Annotated in this window: 16 protein-coding genes and 1 pseudogene; 2 read left to right on the top strand and 15 right to left on the bottom strand. The window is 71.3% G+C overall.

Annotated features, from left to right (window positions below; translation table 11 throughout):
• A pseudogene (locus EST54_RS22415) lies at positions 1-349 on the bottom strand (TIGR01458 family HAD-type hydrolase); the annotation flags it as partial.
• Positions 350-482: 133 nt separating this feature from the next.
• Here EST54_RS22415 and EST54_RS22410 point away from each other — a divergent pair.
• Positions 483-1,802, top strand: coding sequence for a phosphoribosyltransferase family protein (locus EST54_RS22410; RefSeq protein WP_129249532.1), 1,320 nt, complete (start codon positions 483-485; stop codon positions 1,800-1,802).
• A gap of 15 nt (positions 1,803-1,817) precedes the next feature.
• Here EST54_RS22410 and EST54_RS22405 read toward each other — a convergent pair whose 3' ends face one another.
• From EST54_RS22405 to EST54_RS22395, 4 genes are all read right to left on the bottom strand, one after another.
• Positions 1,818-2,141, bottom strand: a complete 324-nt coding sequence (locus tag EST54_RS22405) for a putative quinol monooxygenase (RefSeq protein WP_129249531.1) — start codon at positions 2,139-2,141, stop codon at positions 1,818-1,820.
• A gap of 34 nt (positions 2,142-2,175) precedes the next feature.
• Positions 2,176-3,009 carry a hypothetical protein gene (locus EST54_RS22400; protein ID WP_129249530.1) on the bottom strand — a complete coding sequence of 278 codons (834 nt, stop codon included), beginning with the start codon at positions 3,007-3,009 and terminating at the stop codon, positions 2,176-2,178.
• Positions 3,010-3,451: 442 nt separating this feature from the next.
• Positions 3,452-3,529 carry a 50S ribosomal protein bL37 gene (locus EST54_RS36275; protein WP_370454205.1) on the bottom strand — a complete coding sequence of 26 codons (78 nt, stop codon included), beginning with the start codon at positions 3,527-3,529 and terminating at the stop codon, positions 3,452-3,454.
• A gap of 170 nt (positions 3,530-3,699) precedes the next feature.
• The gene (locus EST54_RS22395; RefSeq protein ID WP_129249529.1) at positions 3,700-4,908 is read right to left on the bottom strand and encodes a 4-hydroxybenzoate 3-monooxygenase; all 1,209 of its coding nucleotides are present in this window, start codon (positions 4,906-4,908) and stop codon (positions 3,700-3,702) included.
• Between the two features lie 184 nt (positions 4,909-5,092).
• On the opposite strand from EST54_RS22395, the gene EST54_RS22390 reads away from it, so the two are divergent.
• Positions 5,093-6,211, top strand: a complete 1,119-nt coding sequence (locus EST54_RS22390) for a PP2C family protein-serine/threonine phosphatase (protein WP_129249528.1) — start codon at positions 5,093-5,095, stop codon at positions 6,209-6,211.
• A 61-nt stretch (positions 6,212-6,272) separates the two neighbouring features.
• On the opposite strand, the gene EST54_RS22385 is transcribed toward EST54_RS22390, so the two are convergent.
• From EST54_RS22385 to EST54_RS22340, 10 genes are all read right to left on the bottom strand, one after another.
• Complete coding sequence (locus EST54_RS22385) at positions 6,273-7,544, bottom strand: MFS transporter (protein ID WP_129249527.1); 1,272 nt, start codon at positions 7,542-7,544, stop codon at positions 6,273-6,275.
• A 3-nt stretch (positions 7,545-7,547) separates the two neighbouring features.
• Positions 7,548-7,826 carry a MoaD/ThiS family protein gene (locus tag EST54_RS22380; RefSeq protein ID WP_129249526.1) on the bottom strand — a complete coding sequence of 93 codons (279 nt, stop codon included), beginning with the start codon at positions 7,824-7,826 and terminating at the stop codon, positions 7,548-7,550.
• A 37-nt stretch (positions 7,827-7,863) separates the two neighbouring features.
• On the bottom strand, positions 7,864-8,568 hold the full coding sequence (locus EST54_RS22375; RefSeq protein WP_129249525.1) for an HAD family hydrolase: 705 nt from the start codon (positions 8,566-8,568) through the stop codon (positions 7,864-7,866).
• 21 nt (positions 8,569-8,589) lie between these two features.
• Positions 8,590-9,357: a HisA/HisF-related TIM barrel protein gene (locus tag EST54_RS22370; RefSeq protein WP_129249524.1), complete on the bottom strand. Its 768-nt coding sequence runs from the start codon at positions 9,355-9,357 to the stop codon at positions 8,590-8,592.
• Between the two features lie 686 nt (positions 9,358-10,043).
• Positions 10,044-10,814, bottom strand: a complete 771-nt coding sequence (locus EST54_RS22365; protein WP_129249523.1) for a glycosyltransferase family 2 protein — start codon at positions 10,812-10,814, stop codon at positions 10,044-10,046.
• Between the two features lie 53 nt (positions 10,815-10,867).
• Positions 10,868-11,245, bottom strand: a complete 378-nt coding sequence (locus tag EST54_RS22360; protein ID WP_129249522.1) for a hypothetical protein — start codon at positions 11,243-11,245, stop codon at positions 10,868-10,870.
• A gap of 11 nt (positions 11,246-11,256) precedes the next feature.
• Positions 11,257-12,516: a nucleotide sugar dehydrogenase gene (locus tag EST54_RS22355; RefSeq protein WP_129249521.1), complete on the bottom strand. Its 1,260-nt coding sequence runs from the start codon at positions 12,514-12,516 to the stop codon at positions 11,257-11,259.
• Positions 12,517-12,574: 58 nt separating this feature from the next.
• The gene (locus EST54_RS22350; RefSeq protein WP_129249520.1) at positions 12,575-13,960 is read right to left on the bottom strand and encodes an MFS transporter; all 1,386 of its coding nucleotides are present in this window, start codon (positions 13,958-13,960) and stop codon (positions 12,575-12,577) included.
• Positions 13,953-15,890, bottom strand: coding sequence for an NAD-dependent epimerase/dehydratase family protein (locus EST54_RS22345; RefSeq protein WP_129249519.1), 1,938 nt, complete (start codon positions 15,888-15,890; stop codon positions 13,953-13,955). Before EST54_RS22345 ends, EST54_RS22350 begins: the two co-directional genes overlap by 8 nt.
• 419 nt (positions 15,891-16,309) lie before the next feature.
• Positions 16,310-17,119, bottom strand: a complete 810-nt coding sequence (locus EST54_RS22340) for a phytanoyl-CoA dioxygenase family protein (protein WP_129249518.1) — start codon at positions 17,117-17,119, stop codon at positions 16,310-16,312.
• Between the last annotated feature and the right edge of the window lie 578 nt (positions 17,120-17,697).

Here is a 17,697-nt window from a genome sequence, read left to right as displayed (position 1 = left end):
CCGGCTTCCCCTCCCGCTCGCCCTCCCCGACGAGCTCCACCCCCGCCAGGTCCGCGCCGACCTCACCGCTGTTGATCAGCAGACACCGCGCGGCGGGATGGTGGGCGCGCAGGTAGGCGGCGGTGGCCGTGGGCGCGGTCAGGATGTCGTCGGCACCGACCGGGAAGCCCTCCCGGGCCAGTCGTCCGGCGACCGCCGCGCGGGTCCGGGAGGTGGTGTTGGTGACCAGGACCAGCGGGAGATCCGCGGCGCGCAGCCGTTCCATCGCCTCGACCGTACCGGGCAGCGCTTTCCAGGAGACGGTGAGCACGCCGTCGATGTCGATCAGGACCGCTCCGATTCCTTTCATACGCCGACGGTAACCACGTCCGGCCGGGGCGGCGGGCAGCGCGGGCCCGACTTGCGCGTCCCCCCGGGACGGTGTTAGTTCGAAAGTGAGGTGTGGACGCAGCTTCCGTCTCCCCTGGGTAGGGGGTGCACACGTGCTGTTCACTGACCGCGCGGACGCGGGGTGCCGGCTGGCCGAGGCGCTACGGCATCTGGAGGGGGAGGATCCCGTCGTACTGGGCCTGCCCCGAGGCGGGGTCCCGGTGGCCTTCCAGGTGGCGCGGGCGCTCCATGCACCGCTCGATGTGATCGTGGTCCGCAAGCTGGGCGTCCCCTACCAGCGCGAGCTGGGCTTCGGCGCCATCGGCGAGGGCGGCGTACGGGTGATCAGCGACGACATCGTCCGCCGCGGCCGGCTCAAGGAGTCGGATCTGGCCTCCGTGGAACATGCCGAGGCGGCGGAACTCGCGCGGCAGGCGGAGCGCTTCCGCGCCGGGCGGCAGCGGCTCCCGCTCCACGGCCGGACGGTGATCGTCGTGGACGACGGGGTCGCCACCGGCGCCACCGCGGCGGCCGCCTGCGAGGTGGCGCGGGCGCAGGGCGCGGCGCGGGTGGTGCTGGCGGTGCCCGTGGCGCCACCGGACGCGGCCGAGCGGCTGCGCACCGCCCTCGATGAATTCGTGTGTCTCTCCACCCCGTTCGCCTTCTCCGCCGTCGGCGAGTGGTACCGGGACTTCTCCCAGACCCCGGACGACGAGGTCGTCTCGCTGCTGGCGCAGGCCGCGGACGGCTCCGAGGAATCCGCCGGGACGCCGGAGGGGCCGGCGGCGGACGAGGACGTGGAGCAGGAGGTGGCGATCGACGCCGCCGGGGTCCGGCTCACCGGCGACCTCATGGTGCCGGCGGGCGCCGGGGCGGTGGTGATGTTCGCGCACGGCTCGGGAAGCAGCCGCCACAGCCCGCGCAACCGGCTGGTCGCCGCGGCCCTGAACGACGCGGGCCTGGGCACCTTGCTCTTCGACCTGCTCACACCGGCGGAGGAGAACAACCGGGCGAAGGTCTTCGACATCGAAACCCTCGCCGGGCGGCTGGCGGACGCCACCGGTTGGCTGCGCGGCCGCACCGCGGGCCCGGTCGGCTACTTCGGGGCGAGCACCGGAGCCGCGGCGGCACTGCGGGCCGCCGCCGGCTCCGGGCCCGGCGCGGATGTCGGTGCGGTGGTCTCCCGCGGCGGCCGCCCCGACCTCGCCGGTCCGCACCTGTCCGGCGTACGGGCGCCGACGCTGCTGATCGTGGGCGGCAACGACACCATGGTCATCGAGCTCAATCGCGCGGCCCAGACGGCACTGCGCTGCGAGAACCAACTGGAGATCGTCCCCGGCGCCACCCACCTCTTCGAGGAACCCGGTGCCCTCCAGCAGGTAGCCGACCTCGCCCGGGACTGGTTCCTCACCCACCTGGTGAAGCAGGTATAGCGCCCTCGGTCGAGCTCAATCGAGGGTGAGTTCACCCATCTTGCTCCAGCCGTCCGCGCCCTCGATGGTGGTGCTCACGATGTCGGGGGTGTGGCGCAGCAGCGGGCGCATCCGCTCGATCCCGGCGCGGAAGTGGTCGGAATTGACATGCGCTTCGGCCGCGTCGTCCTTGAATGCCTCGACCAGGACATAGGTGTTGGGGTCAGCAATGCTGCGGGACCATTCGAACCACAGGTTGCCGGGCTCGGCGCGGGTGGCGCTGGTGAAGGATTCGACGTGCTGCGGCCACTCGTCGGCGTATTCGGGCTTTACGGGGAACTTGACGACAATGAAGATCATCCAGCGATGATAGGTCACCTGGCACAGACATCCGTCACCCCGGGGGAGTCCGGGTATCGGCCCCGGTCTCCGGGGTGCGGGTCAGCGCTTTGACGAGCAGCGCGCCCAGCACGATCAGCGCCACACCCAGCCATGTCGGCCCGGCGTCGAAGGCGAGCACGATGATGCCCACCGGGGTCAGATAGCCCGCCAGCGGGATGAGCAGGCTGCTGACGGGGGGTTCCGGCGGGCCGGGCACCTTCCGTTCCTGCCGTACCCGGGCCCGTACGACCTCCGGGTACCACTGGGTGAACCGCAGCGCGACGATAATGGCCGCGATCTGGATGACCCAGCCCGTCCACAGGTTATTGGAATTGTGCAGTACGAGGTCGCCGTAGGCGCCGGATATCGCCGCCACTCCGAATGCGGCACCCCATGCACCGGTGATGTAGTAATTGGTCCGCAGGAATGCCGGCTCGTGCCAGAGTTCCCGCGGCACCTGTTCCCGGGCGTACTGCAGGGTGAACGGCATCCGGACCGCCATGGATCCGAGGGCGATCACCAGCAGGGCGATGTTCGAGATTTCCCCGGAGTAGTTCTCCAGCCAGCGGTGGGTGCCCGCGGAGGCAAAGATGCCGATGACCGCCATCACCGCGAAGAAGACCACATCGGCCACTTCGAGGAGTTTGAAGGACGTGCCGGGATGGCGTACGCGGCCGACGATGAGGAGCGCCACGGCCAGCGCGAGGGCGATGCCGACCGCCAGCTCGTAGCGGCCCGGCCCGACGAGGACGGACATGGCGATCCAGGGCGTCATTCCGATGACGGGGCTGTCGAGAAACTGCGACAGCCGCCCGTCGGCGGCGGTCTCCGCCCGGCCGAGTGACATGGCAGCAGCCCCTCCTCGGGTGCAACTCCTTTCACGTTAAACCGCCGCGGCGGCTCCCTCTACTCGGGCGCCGGGCGGTCGGGAGGCGCGGCGGCCGGAGGGTGCGGACGGGTGCGGACGGGCCTTCGGCGTGGCGGGCGGGGCACCTCGGGGGTGGTTCAGGGACGGGTCAGGGCGATCCCGGACGGCAGCGCGGCGCGGACGCGCGATGCTGTCCACATGAGGTCTTCTTCCGTGTTCCGCAAGGCAGTTGTCGGGGCCGCGCCGCTCCGGCGCCGTTCCGCGCTCAACTCCGGCCGCCTGCCGGGCTGGAGTGGAGGGTCGGGACCGGCGAAGCGGCCGCGTCCTCCGGACACGCGCGTGGGCTCCTGGTCTCCGCTGAGACGCGGAGGCCAGGAGCCCACGGGTGGCCCCTCGGCGGGAGCCGGTCACCGTCCCTGCTTCAGGACTGCGGCCGCTTGCCGTGGTTGGCACCGTTCTTGCGACGGGCCTTCTTCTTACGACGGCGCTTCGATGACATGGCGTCCCCTTCCTGACGTTCTCAGCGATATGTTTCGCCGCTTTTCTACCACTTCACCACGGTATCCTGCCCGGCGATCACGGAGCCCCGTACCCGGCCCCGCGCGACTCATCCCGCCCCGAGGTGTGAATCACCCCACGACGTTGCAGCCCGGCGGGTGCGCAGCGGCCTCACAGATCGGCCTCTTCCCCGAGGTAGAGCCCGGCGAACGCCTTTGCCGCGGACTCGCTCCCCAGCAGCCGCCGCAGCCGCGCCCGCGCCGTGCCCGCCTGGAACCGGTCGCCGGACGAGGCGCCGTGCAGCACCTCCGAGAGCCACTGCGAGAACTCCAGGTACTGCCAGACCCGCCGCAGACATGCCTGCGAGTATCCGGCGAGACCGCTGTCGTCGCCCCGGTAGTGCGCGATCAGTGCATCACCGAGCAGCAGGGCGTCATTGATCGCGAGGTTCATGCCCTTCGCGGCGATCGGCGCGACCAGGTGCGCCGCGTCGCCCGCCAGGTACACACGACCGTGAACCATGGGCTCCACCACGTAGTTGTGCATGTCCAGGACCACCTTCTCGATCAGCGGCCCCTCGGTGAGCGGCGGGGCGCCCGCGGCCGCGAGCCGGATGTGCAGCTCGCTCCACACCCTGGAGTGCGACCAGTTGCCGGCGTCCTCGCCGGGCGCGACCTGGAGGTAGTAGCGGGTGACCTCGGGGCTGCGGGCCATCTGGGCACCGAACCCGCGCTCATGGATGCCGAAGACCACACCGTCCGCGGACGGCGGCGCCTCGGCGAGCAGGGCGAGCCAGGCGACACCGTGGTCATGGCGGGTGAGGACCGCGCGGTCGGCGGGTATCGCCGCCCGGGTGACCCCGCGCGCGCCGTCACAGCCCGCGATGACGTCGCAGGCGAGGCGGTGCCGGTCACCGGTCGCCGGGTCGGTGTACGACACCGCCGGCCGCTCGCCGTCGATGTCGTGCAGCCGCACGTCCCGTACCCCGAAGCGCACGTCCCCGCCCGTCGCGTCGGCGTAGGAGGCGAGCAGGTCGGTGACCAACAGCGGCTGCGGATAGACGAAGTGACGCCGCCCCGACAGCTCCGCCGTCCGGACGGTGTGCCGCTCCCCGTCGAAGCGGAACTCGAACTCCCCCTGCGTGGCGGCCCGTTCGAGAAGCCGGCCGGCGAGCCCGTGCCGCTCCAGCGCACGCACCGCCCACTCCTCCATGAAACCGGCCCGCGGCCGCTGCTCGATGAACTCCCTGCTCTCCGCCTCCAGCACCACACAGTCGACCCCGGCGGCGCGCAGCAGGTTCGCCACGGTGAGCCCGGCGGGGCCGGCGCCGACGATGACGACGTCGGTTCGTGTGCGGGGGAGGGAGGTGGTGGAGGACACGCCGCGGGTTCCCTTCGGAGCGGGGAGAAAGATCGCAGGCAGTATGGCGGTTGGCGGCGGCGGGCGATCGGGCGCCCCGGCAGTCAACCGATCATGACCTGCTGTCGCCGGGCGGCCACGCTGCGTCGTTCCGGTGGCCCGGGTCTGCCGGGCGCGGGGGTCGGGACAGGTGTAAGGAAGAGATATGAGCGTCCGGCGCGGTCTCACCTCCTCCGGCCGACCCTGGCGGCTGGGCCGTGGGCTGATCGCCCTCCCGCTCGTGCTCATCGCGGCGATCACGGTGATCGACATCAATACCCCGACCACCATCCACCTGGGACCGTTCCTGGTGGCGGCGCCCGCGATCACCGCGTCGTTCGCCGGTGCCGGTGTCACCGGCGCGGTCGGCGTCCTCGCCGTGGGGGCCCAGATCGTCATCGGCGAGCTGCACGGCGGTCTGCTGACACCGAACCATCAGGCCCAGATCGCCGCGCTCGTCGTGATCTCCGTCCTCGTCACGGTGTTCCGCTACCTCCGCGACCGGCGCGAGCGGCAGCTGCACCAGGTGCGGTCGGTGGCCGCCGCGGCGCAGGAGGTGCTGCTGCGGCCGCTGCCCCACCGCGCCGGACGGCTGCGGATCGCGTCCACGTACCTCGCGGCGGAGGCCGAGGCGCAGATCGGCGGCGACCTGTATGCGGCGGTGCCCGCCCCGGGCGCGACCCGGCTGGTCGTCGGTGATGTCCGCGGCAAGGGGATGGCCGCCGTCGGGGAGGCCGCGGTGCTGGTCGGGGCCTTCCGCGGGGCCGCGTACCGCAACCTTTCGCTGCCCGGCGTCGTGGCGCACCTGGGCAATTCCGTGTACTGGAACACGACCCAGCTCGACGGCGCCGGGCCGGAATCCGCGGAGTCGTTCGTGACCGCCCTGGTCGTCGACGTCCGCAACGACGGCCCGTTCATCGAGATGGTGAACTGCGGGCATCCGCCGCCGCTGCTGCTGCGGAACGGCACCGTCGAGATCCTGGAGGTCGCCGAGCCCGCCCTCCCCCTGGGCCTGACCGCCCCCTCGGAGAGCGATTACCGGGTGGAGCGGTTCGGGTTTTCGCCCGGCGATCTCCTGCTGCTCTACACCGACGGTGTCATCGAGGCCAGGGACCGCTCCGGCACGTTCTATCCGCTGATCGACCGGCTCATGTCCTGGAACGAGACCGACCCCACGGCCCTGGTGCGCCGGCTCCACCACGATCTGCTCCGGTACGCCGGCGGCACCCTGGGCGACGACGCGGCCGTGATCGCGATCGCCGCACCGCCCGGTGCCCCGGGGTAGCGGGCCCCGGCGCGGATCAACCCCTGCCCACTCAACCCCTGCCCGCTCAACCCCTGCCCGCTCAGCCCCTGTCCGCCAGAAGCGGATTGCGGCCCGCTCCGCCGGACGAGGCCGGCCGGTCCACGGTGACCAGGAGCAGCGCCGCGACGATCAGCACGGCCTGCACGGCGAACGCGGACGACACCCCGACCCGGTCTGACAGTGCCCCCAGCGCCAGGGGTGCCGCCATGATCGCGGAGTTCACCACGAGTTGATTGCGGGCGGCCGCGAGGTCGGAGCGGTCCGGCGCGGCGGCAATGGCGTGCGAGAAGCTGAGCGGGAAGAGGTTGGCCACCCCCGCTCCCGCGATCAGCAGCGCGGCGCTGGACAGCACGAGCGCATGCGAGGACCAGAAGATGCCGAGCCCGGCCGCGGTGAGCAGGAGGGAGCCGGTCAGCAACCGGGGCGCCTTGCCCTGGTCGTTGACCAGCCGGCTCCCCGCCGTACGCCCGATCAGGATGCCCACGGCGAAGAGGGTCATGAGGGTGGCGGCATGGCTGATGCTGAGGTCCAGGCGGCTCACCAGCAGGGGCGCTCCGTAGAAGACCGTCCCGAACTCGATGCCGGCCGCGGCCCCCAGAGCGGCGGAACGCAGCCAGAAGCGGCCGGGCAAGCGGCCTGGGCGCACGGTGCCCGCGGCGGGGCCCTCCTGGTCGGGCAAGGGCCTGCCCCGGCCCAGCGCGTAGAGGAGGACGAGGGCGACGACCGGCAGCACCAGCCCCGCCCGCCAGCCGCTGCCGGTGCCGCCCAAGGAGCCGATCACGGCGGGCGCGAGCACCGCAGCCAGACTGGCGGTCGCGTTGGCCTCCACCAGCGCCCGGTCCCGGTGCGCGGAGTGGTGGACGGAGAGCAGGGCGAGGCTGGACGTCTGGAGCATCGGTCCGGTGAGGCCCAGCAGGGCCGTGGCGGCGAGGGTGAACACGACGGTGTGGCCGACGGCGAGCAGGACGACGCCAGCTGCGGTGCCGATCGCGGACAGCCAGAACAGCCGGTGCCGGCCGAGGCGGCGCAGCGCCTGGGTGAAGAAGAGCCCGGACAGCACACTGCCGGCGGCGAACGTGGTGGAGTGCAGGCTCATGACCAGGTAGCTGAAGTCCAGGTCACGCCGGAGAAGGGTGAGAAAGGGGGCGAGGGCGTACAGGCAGTAGGCGTATGCCGCCAGGCTGGTGTACCCCAGGGCGGTGAGGCGATCACGCCGGAAGACCGGCCCGTCGCAGCGGGCGGAGAAGTCGGACGAGTCGGCCTCGACCGTCCCGCGAGGGGCGGTGGGGCCGCGTCGTCGCGGGACGGTCATAGGTCAACAGCCTCCGGCGACCGCGGGAATGACGGAGATCTTCGACCCGTCCGGGGTGACGGTCCCCAGGCTGTCGGCCCCGCGGATGTCCTCGTCCTCGACGTAGACGTTGATGAAGCGGCGCAACTTCCCGTCGTCGTCCAGGATGCGTGAGCAAATGCCCGGGAAGTCGCCCTCAAGGGCGGTGAATGCCTCGCCGACGGTGCCCGTGTTCAGCGACACCTCGGCCGCGCCGGCGGTGTAGGAGCGCAGGACCGTGGGAATCCGGACTGTCACCGGCATGGTGAGCCCCCTTCTGTGTGGGTTGCCGTGGTCGGGGTCACCGGGTGGTGCCCCGCGGTGGAGCGAACTGCATGTCCTCCTGGCCCGCCACGTCGAGCACCGCCCCGGCCGCGTGCCGGCGAAACGACACCGCCTCGAAGCCCGGGACGACGTGGCGCGCCCCGCCGGCCCGCAGGGGCGCCGGGTCGAGACGGCTCACCGCGACGCAGGTGGCGCCGGCCGCGGTGGCCGCACGCACCCCGCCCGAGGTGTCCTCGAAGACCAGGCACTCGACGGGCGGGATGCCCAGCCGGCGGGCGGCCAGCAGGTAGCAGTCCGGCGCGGGCTTGCCGCGGGCCGATTCGCCCCAGGTCACGGTGGTGCCGAAGCGGCCCGTCAGCCCGAGCGTCCGCAGCGCGCGGTCCGCTCGGGCTGCCGAGGCACCGGTGACGAGGGCCAGCGGTACGCCCGCGCCGGCCAGGTCGTGCACGAGTGCGGAGGCATGGGGCACCGGCGTGAAGGCAAGGTCGGGCTCGGACTCACGCACCCGGGTCAAGACCTTCGCCCGGTCCTGTTCAGCGAGCGGGGCGAACACCGTCTCGACGGTGTGCTCGGGGACGCAGCCGTACACATGGGCCGCGAACTCCCCCTCGCTGATGGTCAGTCCGTACTCCGAGGCCAGCCCGTTCCACAGGTCGGCGACGGCTTGGTCCGTATCGACCAAGACGCCGTCCATGTCGAACAGCACGCCAGAAAACTGCACAGTGATACCTCCGGTATTGCCTTACTTGTCGAGCGGACCGACGAGGTCCTGATCGGCTGCGAGCCGGCCGGCCTCCACCGCCAGCCGCATCGACTCCGCGAGCTTGGTGGGTGAAGGAGCCTGCGCGACGGCGGTGTTGACCAGTACCGCGTCGGCACCGAGCTCCATCGCACGGACCACCTGGGCGGGAGTGCCCAGGCCGCCTTCCAGCACCACCGGTATGGAGACGGCAGCCATCGTCTCCCGCACCGCGCGCTCGTCGACCACGCCCCGGGCGCTGGCGACCGGCGAACACATGATGCGGACGGCGGCACAGCCGGCCTGCTCCAGGGCGACGGCCGTGGCGGGGTCGGGCAGGATGAACGGCAGGACGTCGAAGCCCTCCGCGATCAGCTCCGCTGCCGCCGTGACGGTCTGGGCGTTGTGCGGCAGGTTGTCCGACGGGCGGACATCGAGCTTCATGATGTCGATGCCGTAGGAGTCCCGCAGCCGGCGCGCGGTGAGGAGAGCGTCCTGCTGGGAGCGGGCGAAGGACGTGGTCCCGATCCATACGTAGTCGTCGAGACCGACGGCGTCGTCCAGGTCCGACATCAGCAGGCTGGGCTTGGTCTGTTCCAGGTCGAAGGTGGTGATGAAGACATCGCACGCCGCGCTGCGCAGGACCTCACTGACGAGCGTGGGGTCGGTGTACTGCTCAATGCCAAGGATGAGCCGGGACCGGAATTCGCGGCCGCGGAGGGAGAGCCAGGGATCAGTGGTAACAGCAGCACCTACGGCAGCCGTTGACATAAGTTCTCCTTTGAGGATCTGAAAGAGCAGCGACATGGTTCGAGTGGAATCAGTGGCACCAAACTTTTCCGTTCACGAATGTATGCGCCATACCGCGGCTGCCGAACTCTCCACTCATCGAGTTGATGTCCGCGGTGTGAATCGACGGATGGATCTTGGGTCCGGGCACGCCCAACTGTCAACTGCCAAAAGCACGTTGGGCTGACCGGCACGGATCGTTCCGGGGCCGACCGCACCCCTGTGACCTGCACGGATTTCGGGGCGGTCGGGCATCACAGGTACCGCTGGAGGATTCACCGCACCCAGTGGTCACCAAGGAATCGTGATCCAGCGGCTCCGACCATTGCCCTGACCTGGGATTCACCTTCTGTTCACAGCTGACTTTCCGCCAGCGGCCGAAACTCCACCCCCACATTGACCAAGAGAGTCCTCTCAATTGGCCGAATCCCTCTGCCGAATGCCATGCCGACACAGAGGTGAATGAATGATTCCGGACGCGTCGCGGATGCTGTCCGCTCAGGGTGGTGCCGCGGGCCATTTCCCTCCTTTCTCATAGGAAAGCCTCCTGGGCCTGTCCGCAAAATCCCGCCCGGCCCGACGAGGCCTGACCCGCGATGCCTGACCCCCGACGCCTGGCCCGCACGCAGCGCCGGCGGTCGTACGGCACGACTCCCCCACGCCGCCCGTCACGAGGCCACGCGGCTGCGCTCGCGCGCCGCCTCGTACCGCGCGGCCAGGTGCTCGCCCTGGCGGTACGCGAACTGCCGGGCGCGGGACTCCAGCAGCGGATAGCCGGGCTGAGCCGTCATCTGTTCGGGGTGCTTTCTGTAGTGGTAGACGACGGTGGGCACCAGGGCGCCACGGGCGGCACCCGTGACGCCGACCAGATAGGCGTAGTCCTCGCCCTGCGGGAGCGCGGCGTAGCCACCGCAGCCGCGGATGAGGTCCGTCCGTGCGAGCAGCGTCGTCGGTCCGAGGGGGATGGTGGCCTCCGGCGACCTCCAGTACCCCCACACCTCACCGGGGGCGTGGAAGCCCGGCGGCGTCGGGCAGCGCCAGGTGACCGTCGAGCCGTCCGGATGCAGGTCGGCCGACCAGCCAGCGGCCCAGCCGAGGGCGTGCGCGCGGGCGTGTGCCAGGCGCACCGACAGTGACCCCTCGGGGAGCAGATCGTCGTCGTCCGCCGTGGTGCACCACGGGGCGGAGACCTCGTTCAGTGCGAAGTTCCGCGCCGCGCCGGCGCCGACCGCCCGGGGGAGGTCGACCACGCGGACCCGGGGGTCCTCCCGGAGCCGGGCGGGCACCTCGGGTAACGGAACGCCGTCCAGGGAGACGAGCCACTCCCACGAGGCGTCCTGCCGGCACAGGCTCTCGTACAGCTCCATCAGGTAGGGGCGTCGCTCGGGCCGCAGACGGGTGGGCGTGATGACGGCGACGTCGGCATGCGTAAGGGGCACGGCAGGAACTTCCTCGCGGCAAGGGACGGGGCGGGTGCGGGCGGGCAGGAGGCTCATGCGGAGCGGTGCAGGAAGCCGGGGGCACAGGCGGCACCCGGCCGCTGCTCCCAGGGCCCGAGGACGAGCTCGGCGGGCAGCGTGGTCAGGTAGAGGCCGTGCGGCAACGACTGCTGATAGGCGAGGAGTTCGCCGCCGGAGGCCGGCAGGGCGGGCGCCCGGGCCGCCGCGGCCGCGAGCAGCCCGGGGGCCGCGGCGTGTTCGCCCTGCGGCCCGGTCCAGCGCAGCACGAGCATGCCGTGGCCCGTTCCGGGCTGCCGCTCGGGAAGGCCGGGGTGGGTCGGCCGGGCCCATCGGTGGACCTCGTCGAGGATCACCACGGGGTAGATCGCTCCGATTCCGTAGCAGGCGGCCTGTACCGCGTGCGCAGACAACTCCCCTCCCTCTACAGGAGTTCGACGTGGGCGCGGGCGGGGGCGGTGCCGCGGGTGTCGAGCAGCAGAGGGGCGTGGTGCGCGATCTCGTCGAGGTCGTAGCAGCGGTGCTGTTGCAGCAGGATCACCAGGTCGGCCTCCATCAGCGCCTGCGGCAGATCGGGGGCGGCGGACACGGCGGCACCGTCGACCTCCCACTGGGACACATAGGGGTCATGGAAGGCGACGTGGGCGCCCAGCGCGCGCAGGCGCCGCGCCACGGGGCGGGCGCTGGTTTCGCGCTGGTCGGCGACGTCGGCCTTGTAGGTGACGCCGAGCAGCAGCACGCGGGCCCCGCTGAGGGTCTTGCCCGCCCGGTCGAGCAGTTGCTGCGCCCGCTCGACGACGTAGCGCGGCATCCGTGTGTTGATCTCCTGGGCGAGTTCCACCATTCTGAACGGATAGCCCAGGGTGCGGACCTTGTGGGCCAGGTAGTTGGGGTCGATGGGGATGCAGTGGCCGCCGACGCCCGGACCGGGGCGGAACGCCTGGAAGCCGAAGGGCTTGGTGGACGCGCACGCGATCGCGTCCCACAGGTCGATCCCCAGCTCGTGGCAGAACACCGCCATCTCGTTGACCAGGGCGATGTTGACGTGCCGGTAGGTGTTCTCGATGAGCTTGGCCATCTCAGCCTCGCGGGTGCCGCCGGCCTGGACCACGGTGTCGACGAACTTGCCGTAGAGGGCGCAGGCGGCGGCCGTGCAGTCCGGGGTGTACCCCCCGACGATCTTCGGGGTGTTCTTGATCCCGAAGTGCTTGTTGCCCGGATCGACGCGTTCCGGGGAGAAGGCCAGGTGGAAGTCGGTCCCCGCCCGCAGCCCCGAGCGCTCCAGGATCGGGCGCACCACTTCGTCGGTGGTGCCCGGGTAGGTGGTCGACTCCAGGACCACCAGCGTCCCGGGCCGCAGCTGCCGGCTCACCGCCGCGCAGGCGGCCTCGACCATCGCCAGATCGGGGCCGCTGTGGGCGCTCAGCGGGGTCGGCACGCACACCACCACCGCGGCGGCGTCCGCGAGCACCCCCTCGTCGGCCGTGGCGGTGAAGCCGGCCGCGCGCATGGCGGCGACCTCGTCGTCGGCGACGTCACCGATGTGGGAGGTGCCCGCGGTGAGCCGCGCCACCGTTTCCGCGTCACGGTCCAGGCCGGTGACGGTGAGCCCGGATCTGCACGCCTCCAGCGCGAGCGGCAGTCCGACGTACCCCAGGCCGATGACGACCAAGTCACTGCGCACGGTTGTCCCTTTCTGATGCTTTCTGACGGAGAAGCAGGTCTACGGGGAGGCGCTCGGCTCACACCGTGCGAGCGCGGGCGGCGAGCAGGGCAGCCAGCACGCTCGGCACGAGCAGCAGCCCGAAGGCGGCGACATAGCCGGCCAGACCGGTGGCGCCCGCGCCCAGTCCGGCGTGGAACAGGGCGGAGGCCAGGCCCATGACCGTGATCTGGCCCAGGTTCTGGGTGGTCTGCATCGCGCTGCTGGCGTAGCCCTGCCGGCCGGGCGGGCTGTGCGAGAGGGAGAGGAGGGTGAGCGAGGGGACGAGCAGGCCCATACCGACGGCCGCGAGGAGCATGGCCGAGGCGGCGGTGAGCGCGGGCAGCGCGGGCAGCGTGCCGGCCGTGGCGAGCGCGACCGCCGCCGCCAGCAGCAGCGCACCGGCCGCGACCAGGCGGTGGCGGGGGCAGCGCTCGTGCAGGCGGCCCTGCACCCAGGAGGCACCGGCCCAGGCGATGGCCGCGCCCGTGAAGGCCAGGCCGGTCACCGCGGCGGGCACCCGCCGGACGGTGTCGAGCAACAGCGGAACGAAGGCCTCCAGGGTGAAGTACACCCCTGACGCCAGCCCGCGCAGCAGCACCGTGGCAGGCAGGCCGCGCGCCGCACGCCAGGTGCCCGGCGGCAGCAGCCGGGCGGCGAACACCGCAAGCAGGGCGAGCCCCGCCGCCGTGCACACCAGATGGCGCAGGTCCCAGCCCGAAATGCCGTACTGCGCCAGCGCCGCGCCCGCGCTCACCGCCGCCGCGACGAGCAGGGCGGGGCGCGGCGTCCGCGCGTCCGGCGGCTCGGGCGCGGCCTGCCCGGAGCGGCTGCGCAGCATGGCCACGACGGCCAGCGCCGGCAGCAGGGTCAGCGCGGCCAGGCCGAAGAACACCGCCCGCCAGGACCACCAGGCGGCCACCAGCCCCGCCAGCGGCGGGCCGGCGAGCGACGGGACGATCCAGCAGGTGCTCATCAGCGCCAGGGCACGGGGCCGCAGGCGGTCGGGGTAGGCCTGGCCGATGGCGGTGTTGATCGACACCGCGACCATCCCGCCCGCCACCCCGTCCAGGAAACGCCCGGCCGCCAGCTGCCAGATGGAGGTGCTGGTGGCCGAGACCAGCAGGGTGACCACCGCCAGGACCAGGCCCGCGGCCAGCGGGCGGCGCGCCCCCGCCCGGTCCGCCCAGCCGCCGCCGAGCACCCCACCGAGCAGGCTCGCGGCCACGAAGCAGCCCGCCACCATCGGGTAGAGCGACACCCCGTCCAGGTCCTGTGCGGCCACCGGCAGGGTGGGCACCACGGCCAGCGCCGCGAACCCGGTCAGGAACATCACCCCGGCGAAGCTGGCCGTGGCGGCCGCGTACGTCCGGGAGAACAGCCCTTCCGCAGCGGCCTCGGCCCGGGCCGGCGCCTGCTCAGCCATCGCCGTCAGCCCGCCGCGGGCCGCGGGTGGCCGTGCCGTGGGTGTCGCAGGCGAGCCACTGGGCCAGCGCCCGCATGCCGTCGAACAGCGAGGCCGAGCCCTGCCAGCGCAGTGCGGTGCCGATCAGATCCGTCGCCATGACCGGCTGCCGGACCCCGGGGTCGGAGAGCCGCTCCCAGGGGGTGCGGCGGGCGACGACCGAGATCAGCTCGGCCAGCTCCTCCTCCTCGTACGTCCCTGAGGCGACGTGGAACACCGGGTGCTGCGGCCGTGCCGCCAGGACGGCGCCGATCGCGCCCGCCACATCCCGGTAGTCCACGACCTGGTGCTGCCGCTGCGGGCACAGGTGCAGCGGCTTACGCGTCCACACCCGATGGATCCACTGCGCGGGCGTGGTGTCGGTGGGGGCGTGCGGCCCCACCGGCTGGGCCAGCCGCAGGACCTGCACCGGGATTCCGCTCCGCTCGCCCCACTGGCGGCACTGCTCCTCCTCGCGCCACCACGCCAGGGCGACCGGGTCGTGCGGCGGTCCCGTCAGCGTCTCCTCCGTCACGGCCTGCTCCCCGCTGCCGCGGTAGACCGCCGCGGAACCGGCGTAGACGAGCCGCTCCACCCCTGCCTCCTCCGCGGCCGCCAGCACGTCCGCCAGCCGGCCCGGAGCCGTGGCCGGGGAGCCCAGGTGCACCAGGTACGCGACGCCGTCCAGGTCCTTGCCGGTCACGGGGTGCGGAAAATGACCGGCGTGCTGCCCCACGTCGCCCAGCAGCCGGGCCAGTTGCGGGCCGAAGCCGCCCTCGCCCCCGGTGACGGCGACCCGGGCGGCGGGCGCGTCCGCCGCCGGAGCCACGCCGCGGCTCCCGGCCCGGCGTCCCTCCTCCAGCGCGGCCAGTCCCAAGTCCCTTACGGGAGGGACAAGTTCGTTCAGCTCCTCGGCGGTGAAATCCTCACACAGACCGCCGGGCCCCAGCGATTCCATCACCGCCCGCGCCACCGACGGGTCCGGTGCCTCGGTCGTGAGGCCGGCCACGGCGGTGCCGAGGGCGAACCCCGTCATCCACACCGCCCTCGCCACCTGCTCGGACAGCGGAGACGGCCCGGCCGCGGCGAAGGCCGCATGGCTGTGCTCCAGCAGGCCGATGCGCTGGAGGTACCGCTCGGTCTCGACGTACTCCCGCTCCGTCCCGTATTGGACCGCGCACCGGGCCTCGCCGTACTGGTAGAAGGGGACGACCGGGAAATCGGCGCAGTCGTACGTCGTGGGTCCGGCCGCCTCGCTGGTGTAGTGGGCCGCCCGCCGCCACCCGTGGGTGCTGTTGCCGGCGATGCTGGGCACCTCTGTGTGGTCCACCGTGCTCGGTACGGACAGGCGCACGGGGACGCCGCATACGTTGAGGTAGCGCTGCATCACCACGTCGTAGGGCCAGCCGGCGCCGTGCTCGGCCGCGAACTGCGCGTATCCCCGGGCGACGTGGGCCGGGAGCAGCAACGCCAGGCAGGGCACGTGCTCCTGGAGCGCGTAGGCCCACTGCGCGCCCGTCAGGGCCGCCAGGCGCACCACGGCACCGTTGCGCCCTTCCCAGCCGGCGTAGAAGGCCACGGCCTCGTGCGGCACCGCCGCCGCGACGCGCTCCGCATGCGCGAAGAATCCCTCGGCGAGGACCACGTCGTCCTGCAGCACCAGATGGTGCGTGGCGTCCTGTGCCACGCAGCTCCACGCCGGATTGGCGGTGCGCAGCGCCGTCGGCGGCCCCTCGGGGTCGGGGTCCAGCACCACGGCCACCCGGCCCTGCACGTCGCGGCCCGCGAGTAACCGGGCCGCCTCGGCCCGCCGGGGATGCGCCATCACCGCACCACTCAGCTTGACCGGCCCGTTCGTGAGCGCCGTCGAGGTGGCCGGATTCGGCGCGGACGGATGGCTCAGGGGATCCATTGCACTACCTCGCAAGAGTAACTGGGGCGGCGAAAGGGGGAATGGGGAGGGAGAGGTGGGGAGCTCGTTTGTGGAGAGCGGGGAGAAGTCCGTCGACGTCACGGAGTTCGGAACGGCGGCTTTCTTGATCCCACGTCAGCGAAACCGGACAGCGATGCCGGACAGAGATACCGGCCAGCGATACCGGTCAGCGACAACAGTCGGAGACAGCAGTCAGAGGCCGACAGTCAGCGACGACATCGGAGATCCCCCGAACCGGCGCAGGAGAGACCACGCAGACCCGCAGCAGCACGTAAGGGGCGCCGGGTCGCAGTCCGGGAAACTGCAAGACCACGGGAAGGAAGAGTGACCCTCACCTACAGAGGCCGGAACTCACCGTGGACCGGAGCCACAGCTCTACGCAGGGGGAAGCCGACGCCTCAGTCGCCGGAATCGACCGCATCGACCCCGTCGACGACATCGGCGGCATCGGCATTGCGCACCATGCGTTCATTGTTCTCAAGGCCGTGATCCATGCCCTGTTCCCGCTCCAGCCGAATCATGTCGGCGGGGCGGTAATTGAGGATCCATGCGCGCCGGGTCCGGTCCGAGATGTTGCCGCGGGAGTAATGCAGCGTACCGCCGGCATGGGCGACTCCCTCGCCGAGCGACAACGGCACCGCAGTCGCGCCCGGTTCGTCCTCGGAGCAGTCGCATTCGATGTTGCGGCCGTCGCTGGTCGGCCGGTGGGGGCGAATGGGCTTCTGGTGCGAACCCCGGATGTACCACATGCAGCCGTTGTCCACCGTGGCGTCGTCCAGCGCCACCCAGATCGAGACCGCCCGGGTGTCGGGCAGATCGATCCAGTAGGCCGCGTCCTGATGCCATGGGGTCGCCACCCCGGTGTGCGGCGCCTTGTGAATCAGCATGTCGAAGTCCAGCACGGCGTCGTCGCCGATCAGTTCGCGTGCCATCGTCAACGCCCGGGAGTGCAGCGGCAGATCCTTCAGCGGTGCGTAGAGCGCCGAGGGCCACATGATCTGGGTGATGTTCTCCCGGACCCCCTCCCGCCGCGGAACATGGGAAGCGAGGTCGGAGCGCTTGTCGCCGCTTTCTATCTCACCGCTCAAGAGGCGGTCATAGATATTTCGGTAGGTTTCCACCTCGGCCATGGAGAGCAGCTCCCCGGTCAAGGCGAACCCGTCCTGCTGGAATACCTGCGTCCGTTCGAGATCAGTGCTCAGCGCCATTGCGAGACCCTTTCTCGGCAGTTGCTTCCCCCGGCCGTGCCGACGTACCCGACCGGGGGTCGTGCGCATGAGAAGAACAGCGTCCATCACCATTTGGATGATCTTGATGGACGGAAGACGTCAACTGGGACCGGATGGCCGCAATCGAAGGGTGCGCGAGCCCCATCGGGGGGCAAGAATACGGAACAACCCCGGGGCCTGCCACGCATATGACACAGGGCACCCGGCAAGTATGAGCAAAAAACGGAATTTAATGTTCCAAGAACCTGACAACAACGGGAAGGCTTGGCCATTCCCCAACGAACCCCACCCAGCCCAATAGGCCCCCCGTTGGCGAGTTGATCTTCACAACGCCGAAAATTTTTGCATACGGATTTCGTGGCAGTCAAGCGGCCCCCACCCGCGGCCATTCCGGAGAACGAGATGAGCAAATCTCTCAACTGTGGTGCCTGATGGGCGATTCGCCCGATTGGAAAAAACCAATCCACTCGCCGACCCAAGGTTTCTCCCTTTACGCCTGGACGACGGCTTCCCGACACCCTCGACCGCCCGGAGCCGCCCCGGCCACACACCCGGGT

The sequence above is a fragment of the Streptomyces sioyaensis genome (assembly GCF_004122735.1).
Taxonomy (GTDB): Bacteria; Actinomycetota; Actinomycetes; order Streptomycetales; family Streptomycetaceae; genus Streptomyces; species Streptomyces sioyaensis.
This window is presented reverse-complemented; position numbering and strand designations above follow the sequence as displayed.

What these genes read in the sequence shown, in the direction of transcription:
- EST54_RS22405 (WP_129249531.1), bottom strand. Translation starts at nt 2,141, where the DNA reads ATGATCTTCATTGTCGTCAAGTTCCCCGTAAAGCCCGAATACGCCGAC.
- EST54_RS36275 (WP_370454205.1), bottom strand. Translation starts at nt 3,529, where the DNA reads ATGTCATCGAAGCGCCGTCGTAAGAAGAAGGCCCGTCGCAAGAACGGT.
- EST54_RS22340 (WP_129249518.1), bottom strand. Translation starts at nt 17,119, where the DNA reads ATGGCGCTGAGCACTGATCTCGAACGGACGCAGGTATTCCAGCAGGAC.
- EST54_RS22350 (WP_129249520.1), bottom strand. Translation starts at nt 13,960, where the DNA reads ATGGCTGAGCAGGCGCCGGCCCGGGCCGAGGCCGCTGCGGAAGGGCTG.
- EST54_RS22345 (WP_129249519.1), bottom strand. Translation starts at nt 15,890, where the DNA reads ATGGATCCCCTGAGCCATCCGTCCGCGCCGAATCCGGCCACCTCGACG.
- EST54_RS22400 (WP_129249530.1), bottom strand. Translation starts at nt 3,009, where the DNA reads ATGTCACTCGGCCGGGCGGAGACCGCCGCCGACGGGCGGCTGTCGCAG.
- EST54_RS22370 (WP_129249524.1), bottom strand. Translation starts at nt 9,357, where the DNA reads ATGTCAACGGCTGCCGTAGGTGCTGCTGTTACCACTGATCCCTGGCTC.
- EST54_RS22380 (WP_129249526.1), bottom strand. Translation starts at nt 7,826, where the DNA reads ATGCCGGTGACAGTCCGGATTCCCACGGTCCTGCGCTCCTACACCGCC.
- EST54_RS22390 (WP_129249528.1), top strand. Translation starts at nt 5,093, where the DNA reads ATGAGCGTCCGGCGCGGTCTCACCTCCTCCGGCCGACCCTGGCGGCTG.
- EST54_RS22385 (WP_129249527.1), bottom strand. Translation starts at nt 7,544, where the DNA reads ATGACCGTCCCGCGACGACGCGGCCCCACCGCCCCTCGCGGGACGGTC.